Raw genomic sequence first — 18278 nt, 5'->3', positions numbered from 1 at the left:
GATACATGTATCAGAAGGTGAAAAGGGAGAAGAAAAATTTGAGTAAGGATATAAACAGGATTCTGATCGCAGATGATTCAGAGATGAACCGTGCCATGCTTGCAGAAATGCTCGGGAAAGAATACGAGATTCTAGAAGCAGTGAATGGTGAAGAAGCTATTGCCATGCTGCATCAGTATGAGGGTGGAATATCTCTGATCATGCTTGATATTATGATGCCTGTCATGGACGGTTTTGAAGTGCTGGCGTTTATGAATAAGAATCACTGGATCGAAGAAGTGCCGGTTATTATGATATCTTCAGAGAATTCAGCGGAATATGTGGAGAAAGCATATGAGCTGGGAGTGACTGATTATATTAATAAACCGTATAATGCACTGATTGTGTACCGAAGAGTCAGAAACACGATCATGCTTTATGCCAGACAGAGGAAACTAGCTGGTATGGTACGGGATCAGATTTATGAGAAAGAGAAAAATGAGAGTCTTATGATCAATATCCTCAGTCATATTGTTGAATTTCGAAATGGGGAAAGTGGTCTTCATGTATTGCATATCAATACCATCACAGGACTTCTCCTGGACAGTCTGGTGCAGAAAACGGACAAATACAACCTGTCCTGGACAGACAGATCTCTGATCACAACAGCATCTGCGCTTCACGATATCGGTAAAATAGGAATTGATGATAAGATTCTGAATAAACCCGGCAGACTTACAGCAGAGGAATTCGAGATCATGAAAACACATTCCATGATCGGGGCCTCCATGCTGGAGAATCTGGAGCAGTATAAGGATGAACCTTTGGTGAAGTTTGCATATCAGATATGCAGATGGCATCATGAGAGATATGATGGTAAAGGATATCCGGATGGCTTAAAAGGAGAGGAGATTCCAATTTCCGCACAAGTAGTTTCCATGGCAGATGTATATGATGCATTGACCAGTGAGCGAGTATATAAGAAAGCTTTTTCCCATGAGAAGGCGATGGAGATGATCCTGGCAGGAGAATGCGGAACTTTTAACCCGCTTCTTTTGGAATGTCTGGAAGAACTTCAGGATGAGATACAGGAACAGCTGAAGGAGAAATCACCGGGAGAAATGAATAAAAGACAGACGCAGCATATCGCGGAAGAGGTACTGCAGACCCAGGAGATTTCAGCTTCAGAAAGAACGAGACGCCTTCTGGAATATGAGAGAATGAAGTATCATTTCTTCGTGTCAATGTCAAAGGAGATGCGATTTGAATATTCAGTTTCCCCTGCAATGCTTACCTTTACCAAGTGGGCATCCAGAACACTTGGGGTAAAAGAGATCAATCTTACGCCTGATGATAATGAAGAGCTTATGACCGTGATCGGCAGGGAAAATATGAAAAGGTTTGATCAGCTGATGCGGAAAACTTCTGTAGATAAACCGATAATAGAAACAGATGTGGAGATGAACATATCCGGTAAAATGCATACATACCATGTTATTACCAGAGTCGTCTGGTCGGAAGATGAAGTTCCGGAATATATGGGCTGCATCGGTAAAATCATAGATATTTATGAAGATCATAAAGACCACACCTCTGATATCAATGATATTATGGGAGTGGATATAGTTACCGGAGTATATACACAGTACTGTGCCAAAAAGAAAATCCAGGAACTTCTGGAAGTATATCCGGATAAGAAATTCATCCTGATGCTTATAGATTTGGATTCTTTCAGCAATGCAAACCGGGAGTATGGACATCTTTTCGGTGATCAGGTTCTGCGGTATGTGGGTGATGTCATACGTAAAAATGTAGATACTCATGCAGTAGAAGCCAGGGCCGGGGGAGATGAATTTCTGGTATTCCAGGAGTATACAGAGAGTAGCGAGGAAATGCTGAGGACACTTTCCAGAAATCTGAATGGTTTTTACCGGGATTTTTCAATATCTGTAAGCATTGGTGCTGCCAGAACTGAGAAATATGGAATGGATTATGAAAGCCTGTTTCAGTATGCGGATCAGGCGCTGAGCGCGGCGAAGAAGAGCGGAACAGGAGACTTCAGATTCTATGATGAATCCATGGCAGAAATGTTTTCTGCCATATCGCCGATAGATTGATCAGGTTGGAAATAAATAACAGATTGTATGAAGGAGATAAAATTATGACAGTAAAAGAGTGTTATGAACAGATGGGTGCTGATTATGAGGGAGTTCTCGGTAGACTGAGAAGTGAAGCCCTGATAAAAAAATTTGCAAAGAAATTTCTGGATGATGGAAGTTATGCCAGCCTGAAAAAGGGTCTGGAGGAACAGAACGGAGAGGAAGCCTTTCGTGCTGCACATACATTGAAAGGCGTATGCCAGAATCTTGGATTTGATAATCTTTATGAAGTAAGCTTCGATATTACAGAGAAGCTGAGAGGAAGAGATACAAACGGATGTGAAGAACTTTTTGCGAAGGTGACAGAGCAGTATGAAAAAACTACTGATGCCATCCGTATGATGGAGGACTAGGAAATCGTGAACTGCAAAAGTGAAGATTTACGACTGTATGCAATTACAGACAGACACTGGCTTAATGGCGAGACTTTGTACCAGCAGGTAGAGAAAGCGCTGAAAGGCGGCGTGACATTTCTTCAGCTGAGAGAGAAAAATCTGGATGAAGAAGATTTTATGAAAGAAGCCCGGAAAATCAAGGCTCTTTGCAAGAAATATAAGGTTCCGCTGATCATTAATGACAATGTGGAAATTGCCCGGGAAATTGATGCAGACGGAGTCCATGTGGGACAGAGCGATATGGAAGCCGGGGATGTGAGAGACAGGCTGGGACCGGATAAGATCATCGGTGTTTCCGCCAGAACTGTAGAACAGGCACTTTTGGCCCAGGCCCATGGTGCAGATTATCTGGGAGTAGGCGCTGTTTTTTCCACCAGTACCAAGTCAGATGCGAAAAATGTTTCACATGAAACATTAAAGGAAATCTGCAAAGCAGTCAGGATCCCGGTGGTGGCTATTGGCGGAATTACCAGAGATAACGTAAAAGAACTTACCGGATGCGGTGCAGATGGAATTGCAGTGATCAGCGCTGTTTTTGCACAGCAGGATATTGAGAGTGCTGCCAGAGAGCTGAAAAAATGTTCTGAAGAGATGGTGAAAGGATGATATGAAAGATTACCGGAAGAAAATAAAAGCTGCGATCTTCGATGTAGACGGAACATTGCTGGATACCATGCCTGTATGGAATGATATCGGTGAGCGGTATCTGAGCAGTCTGGGGCTGAAGAGCAGACTGGAAACGAAAGAAGCGCTCCATTCTGTGAGTCTGGAGCAGGGAGCTGCATATCTGAAGGAGACCTATGATCTGAAACAGACAATACCGGAAATTATAAAGGATGTGCTGAAGATTGTAGCAAATTTCTATAAATATGAAGCTGTTCTGAAGCCGGGAGTGAAAGAAACTTTGGAGTGGCTTGAGGAACAGGGCATAAAAATGGCGGTAGCTACTTCTGGAAATAAAGCTCTGACGGAAGCTGCATTGGAGAGAAATGGTGTGGCAGATTATTTTGGAAAGATTTTTACCTGCACAGAGATTGGATCGGGGAAAGATGAACCGAATATTTATCTGGCAGCAGCAGAGTTTCTGGGAAGTAAGCCGGAGGAAACAATCATCTGGGAAGATGCGCTTCATGCAGCACAGACTGCGAAAACAGCTGGATTCGTGGTGCTGGGAGTTTATGATGAGAGCGGTAAAGATGCAGTGCCGGAAATGAAAGAAATCTGCGAAGAATATTTTGACAGAATGGATGCCTGGTTAGCAGGGCATAAATAAAAAGTTCCATGCGGTATTATTTATTATATACCGTATGGAACTTTTTTGTGCCGTAATTATAGAAAATTACTTTTGTAATGTTTTTATGATACCAAAGGAATCTCTGGCAAGAACACGTTGCGTTGAAGTACCAGTTATATTACTGTCACACCGCAGGAGTCAATAGTACGAATATCATATACGAAACAACAGTACTATAATGACTAATACCAACGTGTCATAGGAAGTTCGTTATTGATTCCCTTCGTCATCAGGATCTGGTGCAGGTCGATAATTCCGTTGTGGAAGGTGGCTGCGCAGGAAGACAGGTAAAGATTCCACATGCGGAGGAAGTCTTCATCAAACATTTCTCTTTCTTTATCCAGATTATCTCTGAAATTCTTTTCCCAGTGAAGCAGGGTTTTATTATAATGCAGACGGAGATTTTCGATGTCCAGAGTGTGGAAATTATCTTCAGCCATATGATTGAGGATCTCACGCAGACTTGGAACAGTTCCACCCGGGAAAATGTATTTCTTGATCCATGGGTCACCCGGATGTTCTTTCAGGGCGCTGATGAAATGAAGAAGGAATAATCCGCCAGGTTTCAGAACCTTTTCCACACAATCCAGGAAAAGCTGATAATTATCTCTGCCTACATGTTCAAGCATACCCACACTGACTACGCGGTCAAACTGGTAATTGTGCTTCGGCAGATCTCTGTAATCCATTAATTCTACGGTGAGATAGTCTTCCAGATGCTGTTCTTTGATACGATTCTGAAATTCTGTATATTGTTCATGGCTTAAGGTAATGCCTGTACCATGGATCTTGTACTTTTTGGCTGCTTCAATCAGGAGAAATCCCCAGCCACAGCCGATGTCCAGAAGGGACATACCTTCTTTCAGATAAAGTTTCTTCAGTATATAGTCAACTTTGTTTACCTGGGCCTGATATAAGGAATCATCTTCATGAATAAAATAGCCACAGGAGTAACTCATGGTTTCATCCAGCCATAATTTATAGAAATCATTGCCGATGTCATAGTGGCTGGTTACTTCTTTTTCCTGGTTCTTTTTTGAGGTGGAACTGAACATGATCTTTTTCAATGCAGACTCATTGGTTGAGAATTTACCCATCTGTCCCAGGAAATGATCCAGTGCCTCATAGAGGTTTCCTTCAATATCAAGATCTCCGCGCATGTAAGCCTCGCCCAGTGCGAGAGAAGTACTTTTCATCAGGTCACCCAGTGGAATGGCTTTTTTGAAATGAACTGTGAATGTGGGAGTGCCTTCACCGATGTGATATTCGGAATTCTTGAACTTTACCAGAAATGGATAATCAGTAAAACGTTCAAGGAACTGTACCATTGCTTTTTCTTCAGTCTTTTCTTCAAGTGTATTAAACATATAGTGTACCTCCTTTAACTTCGTTATTATGATACACCCTTATACGGCCTTTTCGTCAAGGTGATAATTATACAAAATTAACACTGTCTTGATTGAAATTACGGGTAGAATATAATATAATTGTTTTATAAAAATGGAAAGGAGAACCAGAATATCCGGGCAGTTCTGCAGTGGATATGAAAGGAAAATGAGAATGAAAAAGAAGAGCAGATTTGTTCCCTGGAAACTTGGTCTGGCAGTATGTGCATTGACCCTTATACTGGGTACAGGCGGTGTGAGCATCAGCGCAGCACAGTCGGCTGCTTTAACACCTGAACTGGAAACCACAATAGTTCCCAAACCTACGATCACGCCGAAGCCAACAGCGAAGCCCAAGCCAACTCCCAAACCTGTGAAAAAAGGTCTGGTAAAAGAGGGCAGAGTTTATCGCTACTATGTAAAAAACAAAAGGGTCACAAGCACCTGGAAAACGGTAAATGGAAAGCATTACTGGTTTAAGTCCAATACAGTTGCTGCTCATGACGGCCCATATAAAGTCAGAGGCGTATTTTATGTTTTCAATGAAAAGGCCCAGAGGGTTGAGCCTGGTAAAACAGCCGTTGTAACTGTAAACAAAGTGAAATACCTGGTAAATGCCAGGGGAAGAGCGCTTACAGGATGGCGTGAGCTAAATGGTAAAATGTACTATGCTGATAAGAGAGGAAAGTGTGCTGCAGGTACTACAGTGGAGGGCATTAAGTTTAATAAGAACGGATATGCCACAAATATGACACAGGTACAGTGTAAATTTGCAGCTAGAAGCTTTATCGCACAGCACAGCAATGCGGGAGCAAGCAATTATGAGAAATTCCGTTCCTGTTTCCGTTATATCATGGCATATACCAATTTCGTAGGATATATGGACCCCACACCTCAGGAATTCAAGACGAAGAACTGGGTGTATAAATATGCATTACAGATGTTCCGGACAGGGCTGACAGGAAACTGTTATGGAATTGCAAGCTGCGTAGCTGCCATTGCGAAGGAGCTGGGCTATCAGCCATACGTGATCACCATTCCGGACGGACACAGTTTCGTAATGATCAATGGGCTTTATTATGATAACATGTATGGAACGCTGTTTGGTGCAGCTTCACGTCCTGCTTATACAGTGGAACACAGAATAAAATTTTAAAAGAGGAGAGAAAAAATGAAGAAATTCAAAAAGTTATTTGCAGTAATGCTTTGTCTGCTCATGATGCTGACTCCGGTTATCTCAGATCAGCAGGCAGTTACTGTACAGGCTGCCACAAAAATGACAGCTGTGAAACAGGTAAAAACCAAATCAGGCAAACGTTACGGTTATAATGCAAAAGGTAAGATGATTAAAAACCAGTGGGGAAAATCTTCTTCCGGATGTATCTATTATTTCCAGAAGAATGGAGCAGCTTATCAGGCAGATAAGGATTTCCAGGGAAGATATGGTATTGTGATTAAGAAGATTGATAACAAATATTATGGATTCGATGTATACGGACACAGAGTAACTGGTTTCCATATGGCAAGCACTAAACCATATGGCAGAGCGATTCTGTATTATTTTGATACCAAGACAGGTGCGTATAATCAGGCCAAGTCCAAAGTATACAGAACCTATACAGCTGTTCCTGATCGTAAAAAGTACCAGAAGAATGCCACAAAATATCAGCAGAATGCGGTAAAGCTGAAAAAACTGCTTGGAAAACAGGTAAAAAAAGTAAAGATCAGTAAACAAAGCTGCTTCCTGGGTGGAAACGGATGGGATGTAACCTATACTTATGCAAATATCGAGTTAAATATGTTCCGTCCATATGGAGAGGGCAGCAGTGCAGAAGTGGTAGAGAGTGTTATAACTAGATGGAGATAGAAAAGGAGAGGAAATCAGAATGAACAGAAAAAAGTTAACAGCTTTAATGCTCAGTACAGTAATGGCATTTACACCGGCAGCTCCGATCGTGGCTTCCGAGACAACAGTTCACAGCGTTGAAAATGCCGAAGATATCGCTGTATCAAGTGCTACAGCGTCCAAGAAGAACGGCTGGGATTCTTCAAAGAAGTACTATTATGTAAACGGTAAGAAAGTAACAAATGTTACCAAAACTATCAGTAAAGTGAAATATCACTTCGATGTAACGGGTAAAGTCGTATATAAGAAAGTAAAGAATGTTTACTACAAGATTAATTCCAAGGGCAAAGCGAAAAAGATGAATCAGGTAGAAACTCTTGCAGCAACACGACTGGATATGTACGGAGGAAATTTAAAGAAAGCATTTAACTGGAGTGCTTCCATTCCGTATACAGCCAATGTAAAAGTTGCAAAGAAAACACCGGGAAATTACGGAATCTATGGTTTCCAGAGACAGAGAGGTGACTGCTATGTTATGGCAGCTACATTCTACTGGATGGCGAAGGTATCCGGAAGTGATGCACATTATGTAAAAGGATATTTTAAGAAATCATCTGGTAAGGGTGCACATGCATGGGTAGAGATTGATTATAAAGGAACTACTTATGTATATGATCCGAATTTCCAGAAGGAATATAAACTGAATGGATATAAATTAAAATATGGTGCACCAAAAACTCTGAAATATATTGATTACAAACGTTTAAACTAATCTGAGTAAACTCAGCAATGACAGAAAAGCCAATTCAGACAGTCAGAAAGGACAGAAATCATGAAGAAAAAAATCGTAACAGCATTGATGACAGCAGCACTGGGAACAAGCCTTCTCTTCAGCCAGGCAGCTATGGCAGCAGACAATACAGCCAAGACAGAGGACACAGCAGAAACTGATTCCACAGATGCAGCGAAAGAGGAAGAATTAAAAACTATCGGTGAGAAACCGGAAGAAGATAAAGAGGGAGTACTCAGCGTAAAGCTGAAAAACCTTACAGGCAAGGTGATCACAGGTGTAACTGTAAAGAATGAAAAAGATGAGAAATATCCGGACAATTTCCTGAAAGACGAAGATAAATTTGAGACAGATGAGGAAAGAGTTCTCTGGTTCGATCCGAATGCAAAGGACGAAGAGAAAGATGCAGAAGCAAAGGATACTGAGGAAACCAAGGAAGAAGATTCCAAGGATGCAGAAGCTGAGAAAGAAGTTCCGAAGTACAATATCCAGCTTACTTTCGAGGATGAAACAACAGCAGAGATCCACACATTCCCATTCGGTGATACAGAAGAAGCAGAACTTCATCTGGAAGGTGAAGTAGCTTACCTGGTATTCGACAGCACAAGCCAGAAGAAGTCCTTCAATACTCTGGAAACAGAGCAGGCACTTGCACCGAAGCCAACAGAAGCACCGGCACAGACATCTTCACAGTCCACTCAGAGCTATGATAACAGCAGTGATTATGATTACAGTAATGACTACGATTACAGCAATGATTATGATTATTCCGGAGATGATTATGATTATTCCGGAGATGACTATGATTATTCCGGAGATGACGGTGATTCTGATGATGGTGGTTCCGATGACGGCGGATCTGACGACGGTGGAAACAGATGTCTGGATAACGGACTTTTAAACTAAGCCCGGAATGACATTCAAAACTGAACCAGAAAAAGTGATTCTGATTCGGTTATATAATTGTTAAAAGACAGGGGTTGCTGCATTAAGCAATTAGTGCAGCAACCTGTTTAGGTTCAGGAGAGAAAAATATCATGTCGTTAGTATCAAATCTGTTTTTGTTATTTGTGGCAGCAAGTGTGCTGGTTTATTACATTGTGCCACAGAAATGTCAGTGGCTGGTGCTTCTGTGCTTCAGCTACATTTATTATCTGGTAGGAGGCGTGAAATACGTTGGATTCCTGCTTTTTTCCACTCTGGTTACCTGGCTTGTAGCGCTTGGCGTTGAGAAAATGAAGACCAAGGGAAGTCAGAAAAGTGCCCGTAATCTTCTGATTCTGGGACTGGTGCTGAACTTCGGTATGCTGGGTGTGGTAAAATATACAAATTTCTTTGTAGAAAATCTGAATGCGCTGTTTCACATGAATTTAAGAGGAATGGAGATCCTTCTTCCTCTGGGAATTTCTTTCTACACCTTCCAGTCCTCCGGATATCTGCTGGATGTATACTGGAAGCGCTGTGATGCAGAGAAGAATCCTGTGAAATATGCGCTGTTCGTATCCTTTTTCCCACAGATTCTGCAGGGACCGATCGGCAGATACAGCCGTCTGGCCCATCAGCTCTATGAGCCGCATAAATTCGAGGGGAAAAATATTACCAGAGGTTTCGAACGAATTTTGTGGGGATTCTTTAAGAAGATGATCCTGGCAGACTGGGCAGCAGTTTTCGTAGATGCGATCTTCGATAATCCGGATCAGTACAGCGGTCTGGCACTTTTCGGAGTATTATTCTATACCATTCAGCTGTATGCAGATTTCTCCGGTGGTATGGATGTGGTCATTGGTATTGCCTCTATGTTTGGGATTGAGCTGGATGAGAACTTCAAGCGTCCGTTCTTCTCCATTTCCATCACGGATTTCTGGCATCGCTGGCATATCACACTTGGTACCTGGATGAAAGATTATGTATTCTATCCGGTCACTCTTTCCAGATGGATGGGAAAATTTGGCAAATGGGGAAAGAAAGTCTTCGGCAAAAAAACCGGACGTACTCTTCCGATCTGCCTGGCAAACCTGATCGTATTCTTCGTAGTAGGTGTGTGGCACGGAGCTGCATGGAAATACATTGTCTATGGTATGTACAATGGTATTATCATTGCATTTAGCGGCTTGATGGCAGAGAACTACAGAAACTGGAAAAAGAAACTGAACATCACAGGAAAAGAAAACTGGTATCATGTGTTTATGATCATCCGTACATTTATCCTGGTAAATATCAGCTGGTTCTTTGACAGGGCGGATACAGTAGGACAGGCTTTCCATATGATGAAACTGTCTGTTACGAAGTTCACTCCGTCGCAGCTGCTCCTGATCCCGGCGGGAAAAGAAGGAACAGCATTTACCCCTTATGCACTGGCAATCCTGGCAGTTGGATGTGTGATCCTCTTTATCGTAAGTGTTCTTCAGGAACGGGGCATGAAGATAAGAGAAACACTTTCAGGACTGAGCCTGCCGGTTACAGTGATCATTTATTTTTGTCTGCTTGCATCCATTGGCTTCTTCGGATCAACAGCAGTAGCGAGAGGATTTATTTATGCACAATTTTAAGAAAACATTAAAAACGTTCCTGGTGCTGATGATCTGCATTGCCCTTCTTGTGGGACTGGATCTGGCACTTTATCCGTGTACGTTTATGAGAAACGATGTACATACAGTTGTAACACAGCAATTTGATGATATTATTCTGGGAACTTCCCATGGAATGACAGATATTGATCCTGACACAATGGAAGAAGTTACAGGCCGCAGCGGACATAACATGTGCGTAGGTGGGGAATACGGGATTGATGCTTATTATCTTACCAAGCTGATCAAAGAGAAACAGAATCCGAAGAGGATCATTTATGAAGTGGATCCTGGATATTTTGTAACAGAGAAAGAAGAAGGAAATAACTATCTTCTGTTCTATCATGAGTTTCCTTTTTCCAAAGCAAAACTGGAATATTTCTGGAATTCCATTGCCAAATGTAACTTCCGTACCATCCTGTTTCCATGGTATGAATATTCACTGAGCTATGAAGTTCCGAAGGTGAAAGATACCTTTACACAGAAGGTCACAGGGGATTATGATGTTTCACATTTAAAGAGTGATACACAGGAATATCATGAGAGTGGATTTATCGAAAGATATCCGGTGGATGTGACGAAGCTGAAGAAATCTGAGCCCAAGCTCTATGAAGAAGGTAAAGTGAATCAGCAGAATATGGAATATCTTCAGAAACTGATCGAGCTGTGCAAGGCAAATGATATTGAATTTGTAGCAGTTTCAACTCCGATACCGATTGATACACTGAGAGATTACAGTGATAATTATAATGCAGCCTGGAAATACTTCGGACAGTTTTTTGAAGAACAGGGTGTGGAATATGTAAACTTTAATACACAGTATTTTAAAGCGTTTACACATGAATTGAAAGCTTATACAGACTATGACGGACATATGAACGGTGATGCTGCAAGAGCTTATTCCAAAGTCCTTGCACAGGTACTGGAAAGTAAATAACGAATGATGAAGAACAAGGCTTTATAACAGGAGGGAGGAATTTTTATGAAAACAAGTATTTTGGAATATCTGGAAGGATCAGCGAAGAAATATCCGGATAAAACAGCTTTTGCAGATGAGAATACATCCTGTACGTTCAGCGAACTTGAGAATACTGCCAGAAGAACAGGAACTGCACTGGCGAAACATTTTACTCCGAGAAATCCGGTTCCGGTATTTATGGAAAAGAGTGTAGAAACAATTGGAATCTTCATGGGAGCTGTTTATGCGGGATGCTTCTATGTACTGATGGATACCAAACAGCCGGCAAGCAGACTGCAGCAGATCCTGGGAATCCTGGACAGTGATGTGATCGTTACTTCTGAGAAATATTTAAAGGATCTGGAGAAGCTGGACTTCCACGGAACAGTACTTATGGCACCGGAACTTGCAGCAGAACCGGAGAATCCGGAAGTACTGAAAGCTATCCGTGAGCAGGCACTGGATGTAGATCCTCTGTATGGAATTTTTACATCCGGTTCTACAGGAGTTCCGAAAGGAGTTGTAGTAGGACACAGATCGGTACTGGATTTCATTGACTGCTTTACAGAATTGTTTGACATTACGGATAAGGATGTAATGGGAAATCAGGCACCGTGGGATTTCGATGTATCTGTTAAAGACATTTATTCTGGACTGAAAACAGGAGCTACAGTACAGATTGTTCCGAGACAGCTGTTCTCCTTCCCTATGAAGCTGATCGATTATCTGATCGAACGTGAAGTAACAACTCTGGTATGGGCAGTATCAGCATTGTGCATTATTTCCACATTAAATGGTTTCGAGTATAAGGTTCCGGATAATATTAAGAAGATCCTTTTCTCAGGTGAGGCAATGCCCGTGAAACATCTGAATATCTGGAGAAAATATCTGCCGGATGTAATGTATGTAAATATTTACGGCCCAACTGAGATCACCTGTAACTGTACCTATTACATTGTAGACAGAGAATTCCAGCCAGGTGATGTACTTCCTATGGGTAAGGCATTCCCTAATGAAAAAGTTTTCCTTCTGGATGAGGAAGATAAGCTGATCACAGAGAGGAATAAAAACGGAGAACTGTGTGTATCCGGAAGTGCCCTGGCTCTGGGATATTATAAGAACAGGGAACAGACTGCGAAAGCTTTCGTACAGAATCCACTGAATGACAGATATCTGGAGCCTATGTACAGAACCGGTGACCTGGCTTATTACAATGAGCTGGGTGAGCTGTGTTTCGCAACGCGCAAAGATTTCCAGATCAAACATATGGGACACAGGATCGAGCTGGGAGAGATCGAGGCAGCTATGGATAAGGTTCCGGAGATTGTAAGAAGCTGCTGTATTTTTGACACAGCGAAGAGTAAGATCGTGGCCTTCTATGAAGGCGAGATTGAAAGACGTCCCCTGGCGAGAGCACTGGGACAGTATGTACCTGCATTTATGGTACCGAATGTGTTCAGACAGGTAGAAAGAATGCCTCTTACAAAGAATGGCAAAATTGACAGAAAAGCACTTACTGAAATGTATCAGGAGGAAGGCAAATGAGTTCCGCATATGGATTTATCAAAGAATTGATCGAGAAAGAAAAGACTCCTACACCAGCTTATGTATTTGATCTGGACAGGATGAAAGAATTTGTGGAAAAAGTGCACAGCTGTCTTGGAGAAAAGGCAGAGTTGTGTTATGCTATGAAGGCCAATCCTTTTCTGACAGGTCCCATGATGGATGTGGTTCCTTCTTTCGAGGTGTGTTCACCTGGAGAATTCAGGATCTGTGAGCGTGTGGGAGTTCCTATGGAGCGTATCGTACTTTCCGGTGTATATAAGAATCCGGAAGATATAGAGTACGTACTTTCCACTTATAAAGGAAAAGGTGTTTATACAGTAGAATCCATGCAGCATCTGCATATCCTGAATGATACTGCAATGAAGCTGGGGATGAAGATTTCTGTACTGATCCGTGTTACCAGCGGAAATCAGTTCGGCGTAGATGAAGACGAGATCCGTGGGATCATTTCACACAGAAATGATTTCAGCGGTGTGGAAATTCAGGGACTTCAGTTCTATTCCGGTACACAGAAGAAAGATCTGGCACAGATGAAAGAGGAACTGGAGCATCTGGACGGATTTATGGGAGAGCTGAAGGAGCAGAGTGGTTTTCAGGCGCAGGTACTGGAATATGGTCCGGGCTTCTTTGTACCGTACTTTAAGAAGGATAAGGCAGAGGAAATGGAAGCTGTGCTGGGTGAGTTCCGGACACTGCTTGACGGGCTTGAATTCAAGAGCAGGATTGTGCTTGAAATGGGACGTTTCCTGGCAGCAGCCTGCGGATATTATGTTACTTCTATTGTAGATATGAAAGTAAATAAAGAACAGCCGTATATCATTATGGATGGCGGTATCAATCATCTGAATTATTATGGACAGGCCATGGCGATGAAACAGCCCTACTGCACACAGCTTGCTCCTGACGGAACAGAGAAGACAGAAGGGAAAGAGGAGAACTGGAATCTGTGCGGTGCCTTATGTACAGTAAGCGATGTGGTTGTGAAGCGTTTTCCACTGCATAAACCGAAGATCCATGATATACTGGTATTCGAAAGGGTAGGTGCTTATTCCGTGACAGAGGGAATTTATCTGTTCTTAAGCCGTCCGCTTCCGAGAATCTATTTCTGGACGAAGGAAGAGGGACTACGTCTGGTGCGGGATGGTATACATACAGACACTTTAAATTCAGAAAAATAAAAACAGATAAGGAGATTACGAAATGGAAGAATTAATCGAACTTCTGGAAGAAATCCAGCCGGATGCAGACTTTGAGAACTGCGATACTTTAATTGATGACGGAATCCTTGATTCCTTCGCGATCCTGTCTATCGTAAGTGAATTACAGGATACTTATGATATCACGATTACTCCGGCAGATATCATTCCGGAGAACTTCAATTCTGCGAAAGCACTGTGGGATATGGTGTGCAGACTGAAAGGCTGATAGAAAGTTGCTGATCCGTAAGACTTTTATTCCAGATACCGGGAGATGTCTGGAATAAAGGTCTTTTTTGTATAAGAGGAATTATGTCGCTGAAGCGCCCACCACAGGCAGAGAATCCTGTAAGCAGGATTCTTTCTTATTTTTTTATTTAAATATATATGATAAAATGGGGAAAACGGGTTATATTTAAGAAAGGTTTGAGGGGAAATGGAGAAAGAGGAAAAGAGTGTAGTTCAGGAGAACAGCACAAAAGAACAGAGCATGGAAGAGAAAAGGCCACTGAAAAGAAAGCTGCGATATTACAGCGGTGAGATCCAGAGGGATGTAGGAAATCTTGTGAAGTGGCTGATGCTGGCGGTGCTTGTGGGATGTATTGTAGGAGCAGCCAGTACGCTGTTTTCTTTTATGCTGAAAGGTGTGACGAATTACAGGAAAGAGAATGGATGGATATTTTATCTGCTGCCTGTGATGGGGCTGATCATTGTGTTTCTGTATGAGAAGTTCGGCAAGGATGACGGAGGCACGAATCAGGTGCTTTCTACGGTGAGATCCCAGGATGATGTACCGCTTCTGTCTGCACCGCTGATTTTTATTTCTACGGCATTTACTCATCTGGCAGGTGGTTCTGCAGGGCGTGAGGGTGCAGCAATCCAGCTTGGCGGAAGTATTGCGAATCAGCTTGGACGATGGATCCATCTGGACGAAGAGGACCGGCATGTGATCGTAATGTGCGGTATGAGTGCGGCGTTCTCTGCATTATTTGGAACGCCGATGGCTGCTGCTGTATTTGCCCTGGAAGTTGTGAGTGTTGGGGTTATGTATTATACGGCGCTGATGCCATGTATGATCGCGTCATTGATCGCATCCGGGTTTGCAGCTGGTATGGGAGTTACACCGGAGGCCTTTCATGTAGTGGATATTCCGGAGTTGACCATTGAGACAGGACTGAAGATGGGCGTTGTTGCAGCCGGATGTGCTGTGGTCAGTATTGTGTTCTGTATGGTGCTGAATGGAGTTGCAGGAACTTATGGAAAATATTTTAAGAATCCGTATATCCGTGTGGTTGTGGGAGCCTGTCTGGTGATTGGAATCACCATGCTTCTGGGAACTACTGATTATATGGGTGCCGGCGCGGAACTGATCGAGAAAGCAGTGGAGGACGGGCAGGCAAGAACGTTTGATTTCCTGTGGAAACTGATCCTGACAGCTTTGACCATGCGTGCCGGATTCCGGGGTGGTGAGATTGTGCCGTCATTTTGTATTGGTGCAACTTTTGGATGCACGATGGGTAACTGGATTGGACTTTCACCGTCTATCTGTGCTGCATGTGGGATGGCAGCAGTATTCTGCGGTGTGACGAACTGTCCGATCACGTCCATCCTGATCGCGTTTGAGATGTTTGGGTTTAAAGGCGTTTCGTTTTATCTGATCGCGGTGTCTATCAGTTATGCGGCTTCCGGATATTATGGGCTGTATAAGGATCAGACGATTGTGTATTCCAAGTATAAGGCCAGATATGTGAACAAACATACGAGATTTTGACTGAATAAACTGCAAAGCGGATTGCAAATATTGCGGATGATTGTATGAAAAGTACTGGTCATGGATGTGTAGATGACAAGAGATAAAGTCAGAATAAAAGCAGGTGTGATTTATTGACAAATGAAATAAATCCTCTGCTTTTATTTGTGTTTTAAATTTTTGATTAGAGAAGTATTCGTATATAATAGAAGATATAAAAACGAAATCGGAGAAATGAAGGTGGATGAGAAAGGGTGTATTACGTTGGAATTGATATCGGTTCAACTGCTTCGAAGACAGTTGTAACCGGTGACAGGGAAATAAAGTTTGTGCTGCCTACAGGGTGGAGCAGTAAGGAAACGGCATCGGAAATAGCATCAAGGCTTCTGGATGAAGGGATTGATGTAAAGAGTGAGGAAGTTCGTGTAGCAGCTACAGGATATGGGCGTGTGGCTGTGGATTATGCGGATTTTGTGATCACAGAGATCACCTGTCATGGGAGAGGTGGCAGAGAGATGGCGGGGAATGACTGCGCGATCATTGATGTAGGTGGCCAGGATACGAAAGTGATCCTGGTGAAGCAAGGAATGATCCAGGATTTTCTTATGAATGATAAGTGTTCTGCAGGAACCGGGAAGTTTCTGGAGATTATGGCGAATCGACTGGGAGTTACGATTGCGGAGTTGTTTGATCTGGCAGCGAAGGGAACTGCGGTACCGATCAGTTCATTGTGTACGGTGTTTGCGGAATCCGAGGTGATCAGTATGATCGGCGAGGGGCGAAGCAGAGAAGATATAGCTGCGGGAGTAGTAAATTCTGTGGCGGAAAAGGTTGCACAGCTTGCCAGGAGAAAGCAGCTTCCCGGGACGGTGATTCTTACAGGGGGACTGAGTGAATGTCCGTATTTCGTAGAGATTCTTTCGGAGAATCTGGGATGTATGGTTGAAGCTATGAAAGACGGAAGATATGCAGGAGCATTTGGAGCATCATTGCTTGCTAAAGAGAAAAAGAAATAAATGAACATCGTAGAAAATGATGCGAAAGCAGTAGGAGTAAGGTTGAAACATCAAAATATAAAAACTATATAGAAAGTTGAGAGACACAAAGATGGAAGTAATTAAAGAGTTACCAGAGGTATTTGAGGAGTTTGCAGAACAGAGGAAGAATTCATTTCTTGCCATCAAGAAGATCAAGGATCAGAATATTCCGGTTATTGGTTCTTACTGTACATATTTCCCACAGGAGATTGCAATGGCAATGGGAGCTGCTTCTGTAGGTTTATGTTCCATGTCTGATGAGACAATTCCTGTAGCAGAGCAGACACTGCCGAAAAATCTCTGTCCGCTGATCAAGGCAAGTTATGGTTTCGCAGTGACAGATAAATGTCCATTCTTCTATTTCTCAGATGTTGTGGTTGGTGAGACTACCTGCGACGGAAAGAAGAAAATGTATGAGTTTATGTCTGAATTTAAAGATGTATTTATTCTGGAACTTCCTCATAAGCAGACAGAAGCTGCATTACAGTACTGGAAGAGTGAGATCATCCGATTCAAAGAATATCTGGAGAAGAAATTTGAGGTGGAGATCACAGAGGAGAAATTGCGCGAGGCGGTTCGCATCAGTAATGAAGGGCGTCGTGCACTGAAAGATTTCTATGAATTGATGAAACTGGATCCGGCACCGATGAAGGGCGAGAATCTCTATAATGTATTGTATGGAACTACTTTCAAATTCGACCGCTCCAAAGTTCCGGCAGAGATTGATGCACTGACTGCGAAAGTGAAAGAAGAATATGCAGCAGGTAAGAATGAGGGTAAGAAACATCGTATCTTAATTACCGGATGTCCAATGGGTGGTGCTACCATGAAAGTGGTAAAAGCCATTGAAGAAAACGGTGGAGTGGTAGTTGCATTTGAAAACTGCTCTGGTGCGAAGAGTGTGGACAGACTCATTGATGAAAGTGACCCGGATATCTATGAGGCAATTGCAAGACGTTATCTGAATATCGGATGTTCTGTTATGACTCCGAATCCGAACCGTTTTGAACTGCTGAATGAGCTGATCGACGAGTATCAGGTGGAAGCTGTTGTGGAGATGACTTTGCAGGCCTGTCATACTTATAACGTGGAGGCAGGTAAAGTTGGAAGATTTGTGAGGGAAGAGAAGAAGATTCCTTATCTGCATGTAGAGACAGATTATTCCCAGTCTGATATAGGACAGCTTAATACACGTATTGCGGCACTGATTGAGATGCTGTAATCTAATATAGATAAAATCCTTCTGTTGTTATAGTACAGAGTAATTGGGGTAAAAAGAGACTAAAAAGCATGCGAACGATCTTTAAATTCAGAAAGAGTTTGCATGTTTTTTTCGTTGCAGGGAAGGAGAATAAA

17 protein-coding genes are annotated in these 18278 nt (G+C 42.5%); 16 read left to right on the top strand and 1 reads right to left on the bottom strand.

Translation table 11 applies throughout. The features are described from left to right. The first annotated feature begins 38 nt into the window (after positions 1-38). The 4 genes from R8695_RS16865 to R8695_RS16850 are packed head-to-tail and all read left to right on the top strand — an operon-like array spanning position 39 to position 3806. Positions 39-2096 (top strand): diguanylate cyclase domain-containing protein, encoded by a 2058-nt coding sequence (locus R8695_RS16865; protein WP_308418815.1) that lies wholly within the window; start codon positions 39-41, stop codon positions 2094-2096. 44 nt (positions 2097-2140) lie between these two features. After that, on the top strand, positions 2141-2491 hold the full coding sequence (locus R8695_RS16860; protein ID WP_154780120.1) for an Hpt domain-containing protein: 351 nt from the start codon (positions 2141-2143) through the stop codon (positions 2489-2491). Between the two features lie 6 nt (positions 2492-2497). Next, positions 2498-3139: a thiamine phosphate synthase gene (gene thiE, locus R8695_RS16855; protein ID WP_167829753.1), complete on the top strand. Its 642-nt coding sequence runs from the start codon at positions 2498-2500 to the stop codon at positions 3137-3139. A gap of 1 nt (position 3140) precedes the next feature. Continuing rightward, positions 3141-3806, top strand: coding sequence for an HAD family hydrolase (locus R8695_RS16850; RefSeq protein ID WP_154780119.1), 666 nt, complete (start codon positions 3141-3143; stop codon positions 3804-3806). A 203-nt stretch (positions 3807-4009) separates the two neighbouring features. Here the strand turns inward: R8695_RS16850 and R8695_RS16845 are convergent, their stop codons facing one another. Continuing rightward, positions 4010-5194 (bottom strand): SAM-dependent methyltransferase, encoded by a 1185-nt coding sequence (locus R8695_RS16845; protein WP_154780118.1) that lies wholly within the window; start codon positions 5192-5194, stop codon positions 4010-4012. A 193-nt stretch (positions 5195-5387) separates the two neighbouring features. Between R8695_RS16845 and R8695_RS16840 the strand changes: the two genes are divergently transcribed. The 12 genes from R8695_RS16840 (at position 5388) to R8695_RS16785 (ending at position 18144) form a co-directional block, all read left to right on the top strand. Beyond that, positions 5388-6368 (top strand): hypothetical protein, encoded by a 981-nt coding sequence (locus R8695_RS16840; RefSeq protein WP_182437384.1) that lies wholly within the window; start codon positions 5388-5390, stop codon positions 6366-6368. 15 nt (positions 6369-6383) lie between these two features. Then, a complete protein-coding gene (locus tag R8695_RS16835) occupies positions 6384-7079 on the top strand; it encodes a hypothetical protein (protein WP_118509884.1) in 696 nt (231 codons plus the stop codon). A gap of 19 nt (positions 7080-7098) precedes the next feature. Next, on the top strand, positions 7099-7830 hold the full coding sequence (locus tag R8695_RS16830) for a transglutaminase-like domain-containing protein (RefSeq protein WP_118509886.1): 732 nt from the start codon (positions 7099-7101) through the stop codon (positions 7828-7830). Between the two features lie 60 nt (positions 7831-7890). Beyond that, positions 7891-8754, top strand: a complete 864-nt coding sequence (locus R8695_RS16825) for a hypothetical protein (protein WP_154780117.1) — start codon at positions 7891-7893, stop codon at positions 8752-8754. A 131-nt stretch (positions 8755-8885) separates the two neighbouring features. Beyond that, positions 8886-10397, top strand: a complete 1512-nt coding sequence (locus R8695_RS16820; protein ID WP_154780116.1) for an MBOAT family O-acyltransferase — start codon at positions 8886-8888, stop codon at positions 10395-10397. After that, on the top strand, positions 10384-11352 hold the full coding sequence (locus R8695_RS16815) for a hypothetical protein (protein ID WP_154780115.1): 969 nt from the start codon (positions 10384-10386) through the stop codon (positions 11350-11352). The genes R8695_RS16820 and R8695_RS16815 overlap by 14 nt, the downstream gene beginning before the upstream one ends. Before the next feature lie 45 nt (positions 11353-11397). Next, positions 11398-12918 (top strand): amino acid adenylation domain-containing protein, encoded by a 1521-nt coding sequence (locus R8695_RS16810; protein WP_154780114.1) that lies wholly within the window; start codon positions 11398-11400, stop codon positions 12916-12918. Then, positions 12915-14117, top strand: coding sequence for a diaminopimelate decarboxylase family protein (locus R8695_RS16805; protein WP_154780113.1), 1203 nt, complete (start codon positions 12915-12917; stop codon positions 14115-14117). Before R8695_RS16810 ends, R8695_RS16805 begins: the two co-directional genes overlap by 4 nt. A 22-nt stretch (positions 14118-14139) precedes the next feature. Then, on the top strand, positions 14140-14364 hold the full coding sequence (locus tag R8695_RS16800) for an acyl carrier protein (RefSeq protein WP_008708237.1): 225 nt from the start codon (positions 14140-14142) through the stop codon (positions 14362-14364). 207 nt (positions 14365-14571) lie between these two features. Further along, positions 14572-15906 (top strand): chloride channel protein, encoded by a 1335-nt coding sequence (locus R8695_RS16795; protein WP_154780112.1) that lies wholly within the window; start codon positions 14572-14574, stop codon positions 15904-15906. A gap of 233 nt (positions 15907-16139) precedes the next feature. Next, positions 16140-16901, top strand: a complete 762-nt coding sequence (locus tag R8695_RS16790) for an acyl-CoA dehydratase activase (protein WP_167829752.1) — start codon at positions 16140-16142, stop codon at positions 16899-16901. 91 nt (positions 16902-16992) lie between these two features. Then, positions 16993-18144: a double-cubane-cluster-containing anaerobic reductase gene (locus tag R8695_RS16785; protein ID WP_118509902.1), complete on the top strand. Its 1152-nt coding sequence runs from the start codon at positions 16993-16995 to the stop codon at positions 18142-18144. The last annotated feature ends 134 nt before the right edge of the window (positions 18145-18278 follow it).

Origin of the sequence: Blautia luti (genome assembly GCF_033096465.1) — a bacterium.
In the GTDB taxonomy this organism is placed as follows: Bacteria; Bacillota; Clostridia; order Lachnospirales; family Lachnospiraceae; genus Blautia_A; species Blautia_A luti.
Note: the sequence above shows the minus strand (reverse complement) of the source record. Positions and strands in the feature narration are given on the sequence as shown.

Coding starts and splice junctions, on each gene's coding strand:
- R8695_RS16805 (WP_154780113.1), top strand. CDS start 12,915: ATGAGTTCCGCATATGGATTTATCAAAGAATTGATCGAGAAAGAAAAG.
- R8695_RS16820 (WP_154780116.1), top strand. CDS start 8,886: ATGTCGTTAGTATCAAATCTGTTTTTGTTATTTGTGGCAGCAAGTGTG.
- R8695_RS16835 (WP_118509884.1), top strand. CDS start 6,384: ATGAAGAAATTCAAAAAGTTATTTGCAGTAATGCTTTGTCTGCTCATG.
- R8695_RS16825 (WP_154780117.1), top strand. CDS start 7,891: ATGAAGAAAAAAATCGTAACAGCATTGATGACAGCAGCACTGGGAACA.
- R8695_RS16845 (WP_154780118.1), bottom strand. CDS start 5,194: ATGTTTAATACACTTGAAGAAAAGACTGAAGAAAAAGCAATGGTACAG.
- R8695_RS16795 (WP_154780112.1), top strand. CDS start 14,572: ATGGAGAAAGAGGAAAAGAGTGTAGTTCAGGAGAACAGCACAAAAGAA.
- R8695_RS16815 (WP_154780115.1), top strand. CDS start 10,384: ATGCACAATTTTAAGAAAACATTAAAAACGTTCCTGGTGCTGATGATC.
- R8695_RS16850 (WP_154780119.1), top strand. CDS start 3,141: ATGAAAGATTACCGGAAGAAAATAAAAGCTGCGATCTTCGATGTAGAC.
- R8695_RS16830 (WP_118509886.1), top strand. CDS start 7,099: ATGAACAGAAAAAAGTTAACAGCTTTAATGCTCAGTACAGTAATGGCA.
- R8695_RS16810 (WP_154780114.1), top strand. CDS start 11,398: ATGAAAACAAGTATTTTGGAATATCTGGAAGGATCAGCGAAGAAATAT.
- R8695_RS16800 (WP_008708237.1), top strand. CDS start 14,140: ATGGAAGAATTAATCGAACTTCTGGAAGAAATCCAGCCGGATGCAGAC.
- R8695_RS16840 (WP_182437384.1), top strand. CDS start 5,388: ATGAAAAAGAAGAGCAGATTTGTTCCCTGGAAACTTGGTCTGGCAGTA.
- R8695_RS16860 (WP_154780120.1), top strand. CDS start 2,141: ATGACAGTAAAAGAGTGTTATGAACAGATGGGTGCTGATTATGAGGGA.
- R8695_RS16785 (WP_118509902.1), top strand. CDS start 16,993: ATGGAAGTAATTAAAGAGTTACCAGAGGTATTTGAGGAGTTTGCAGAA.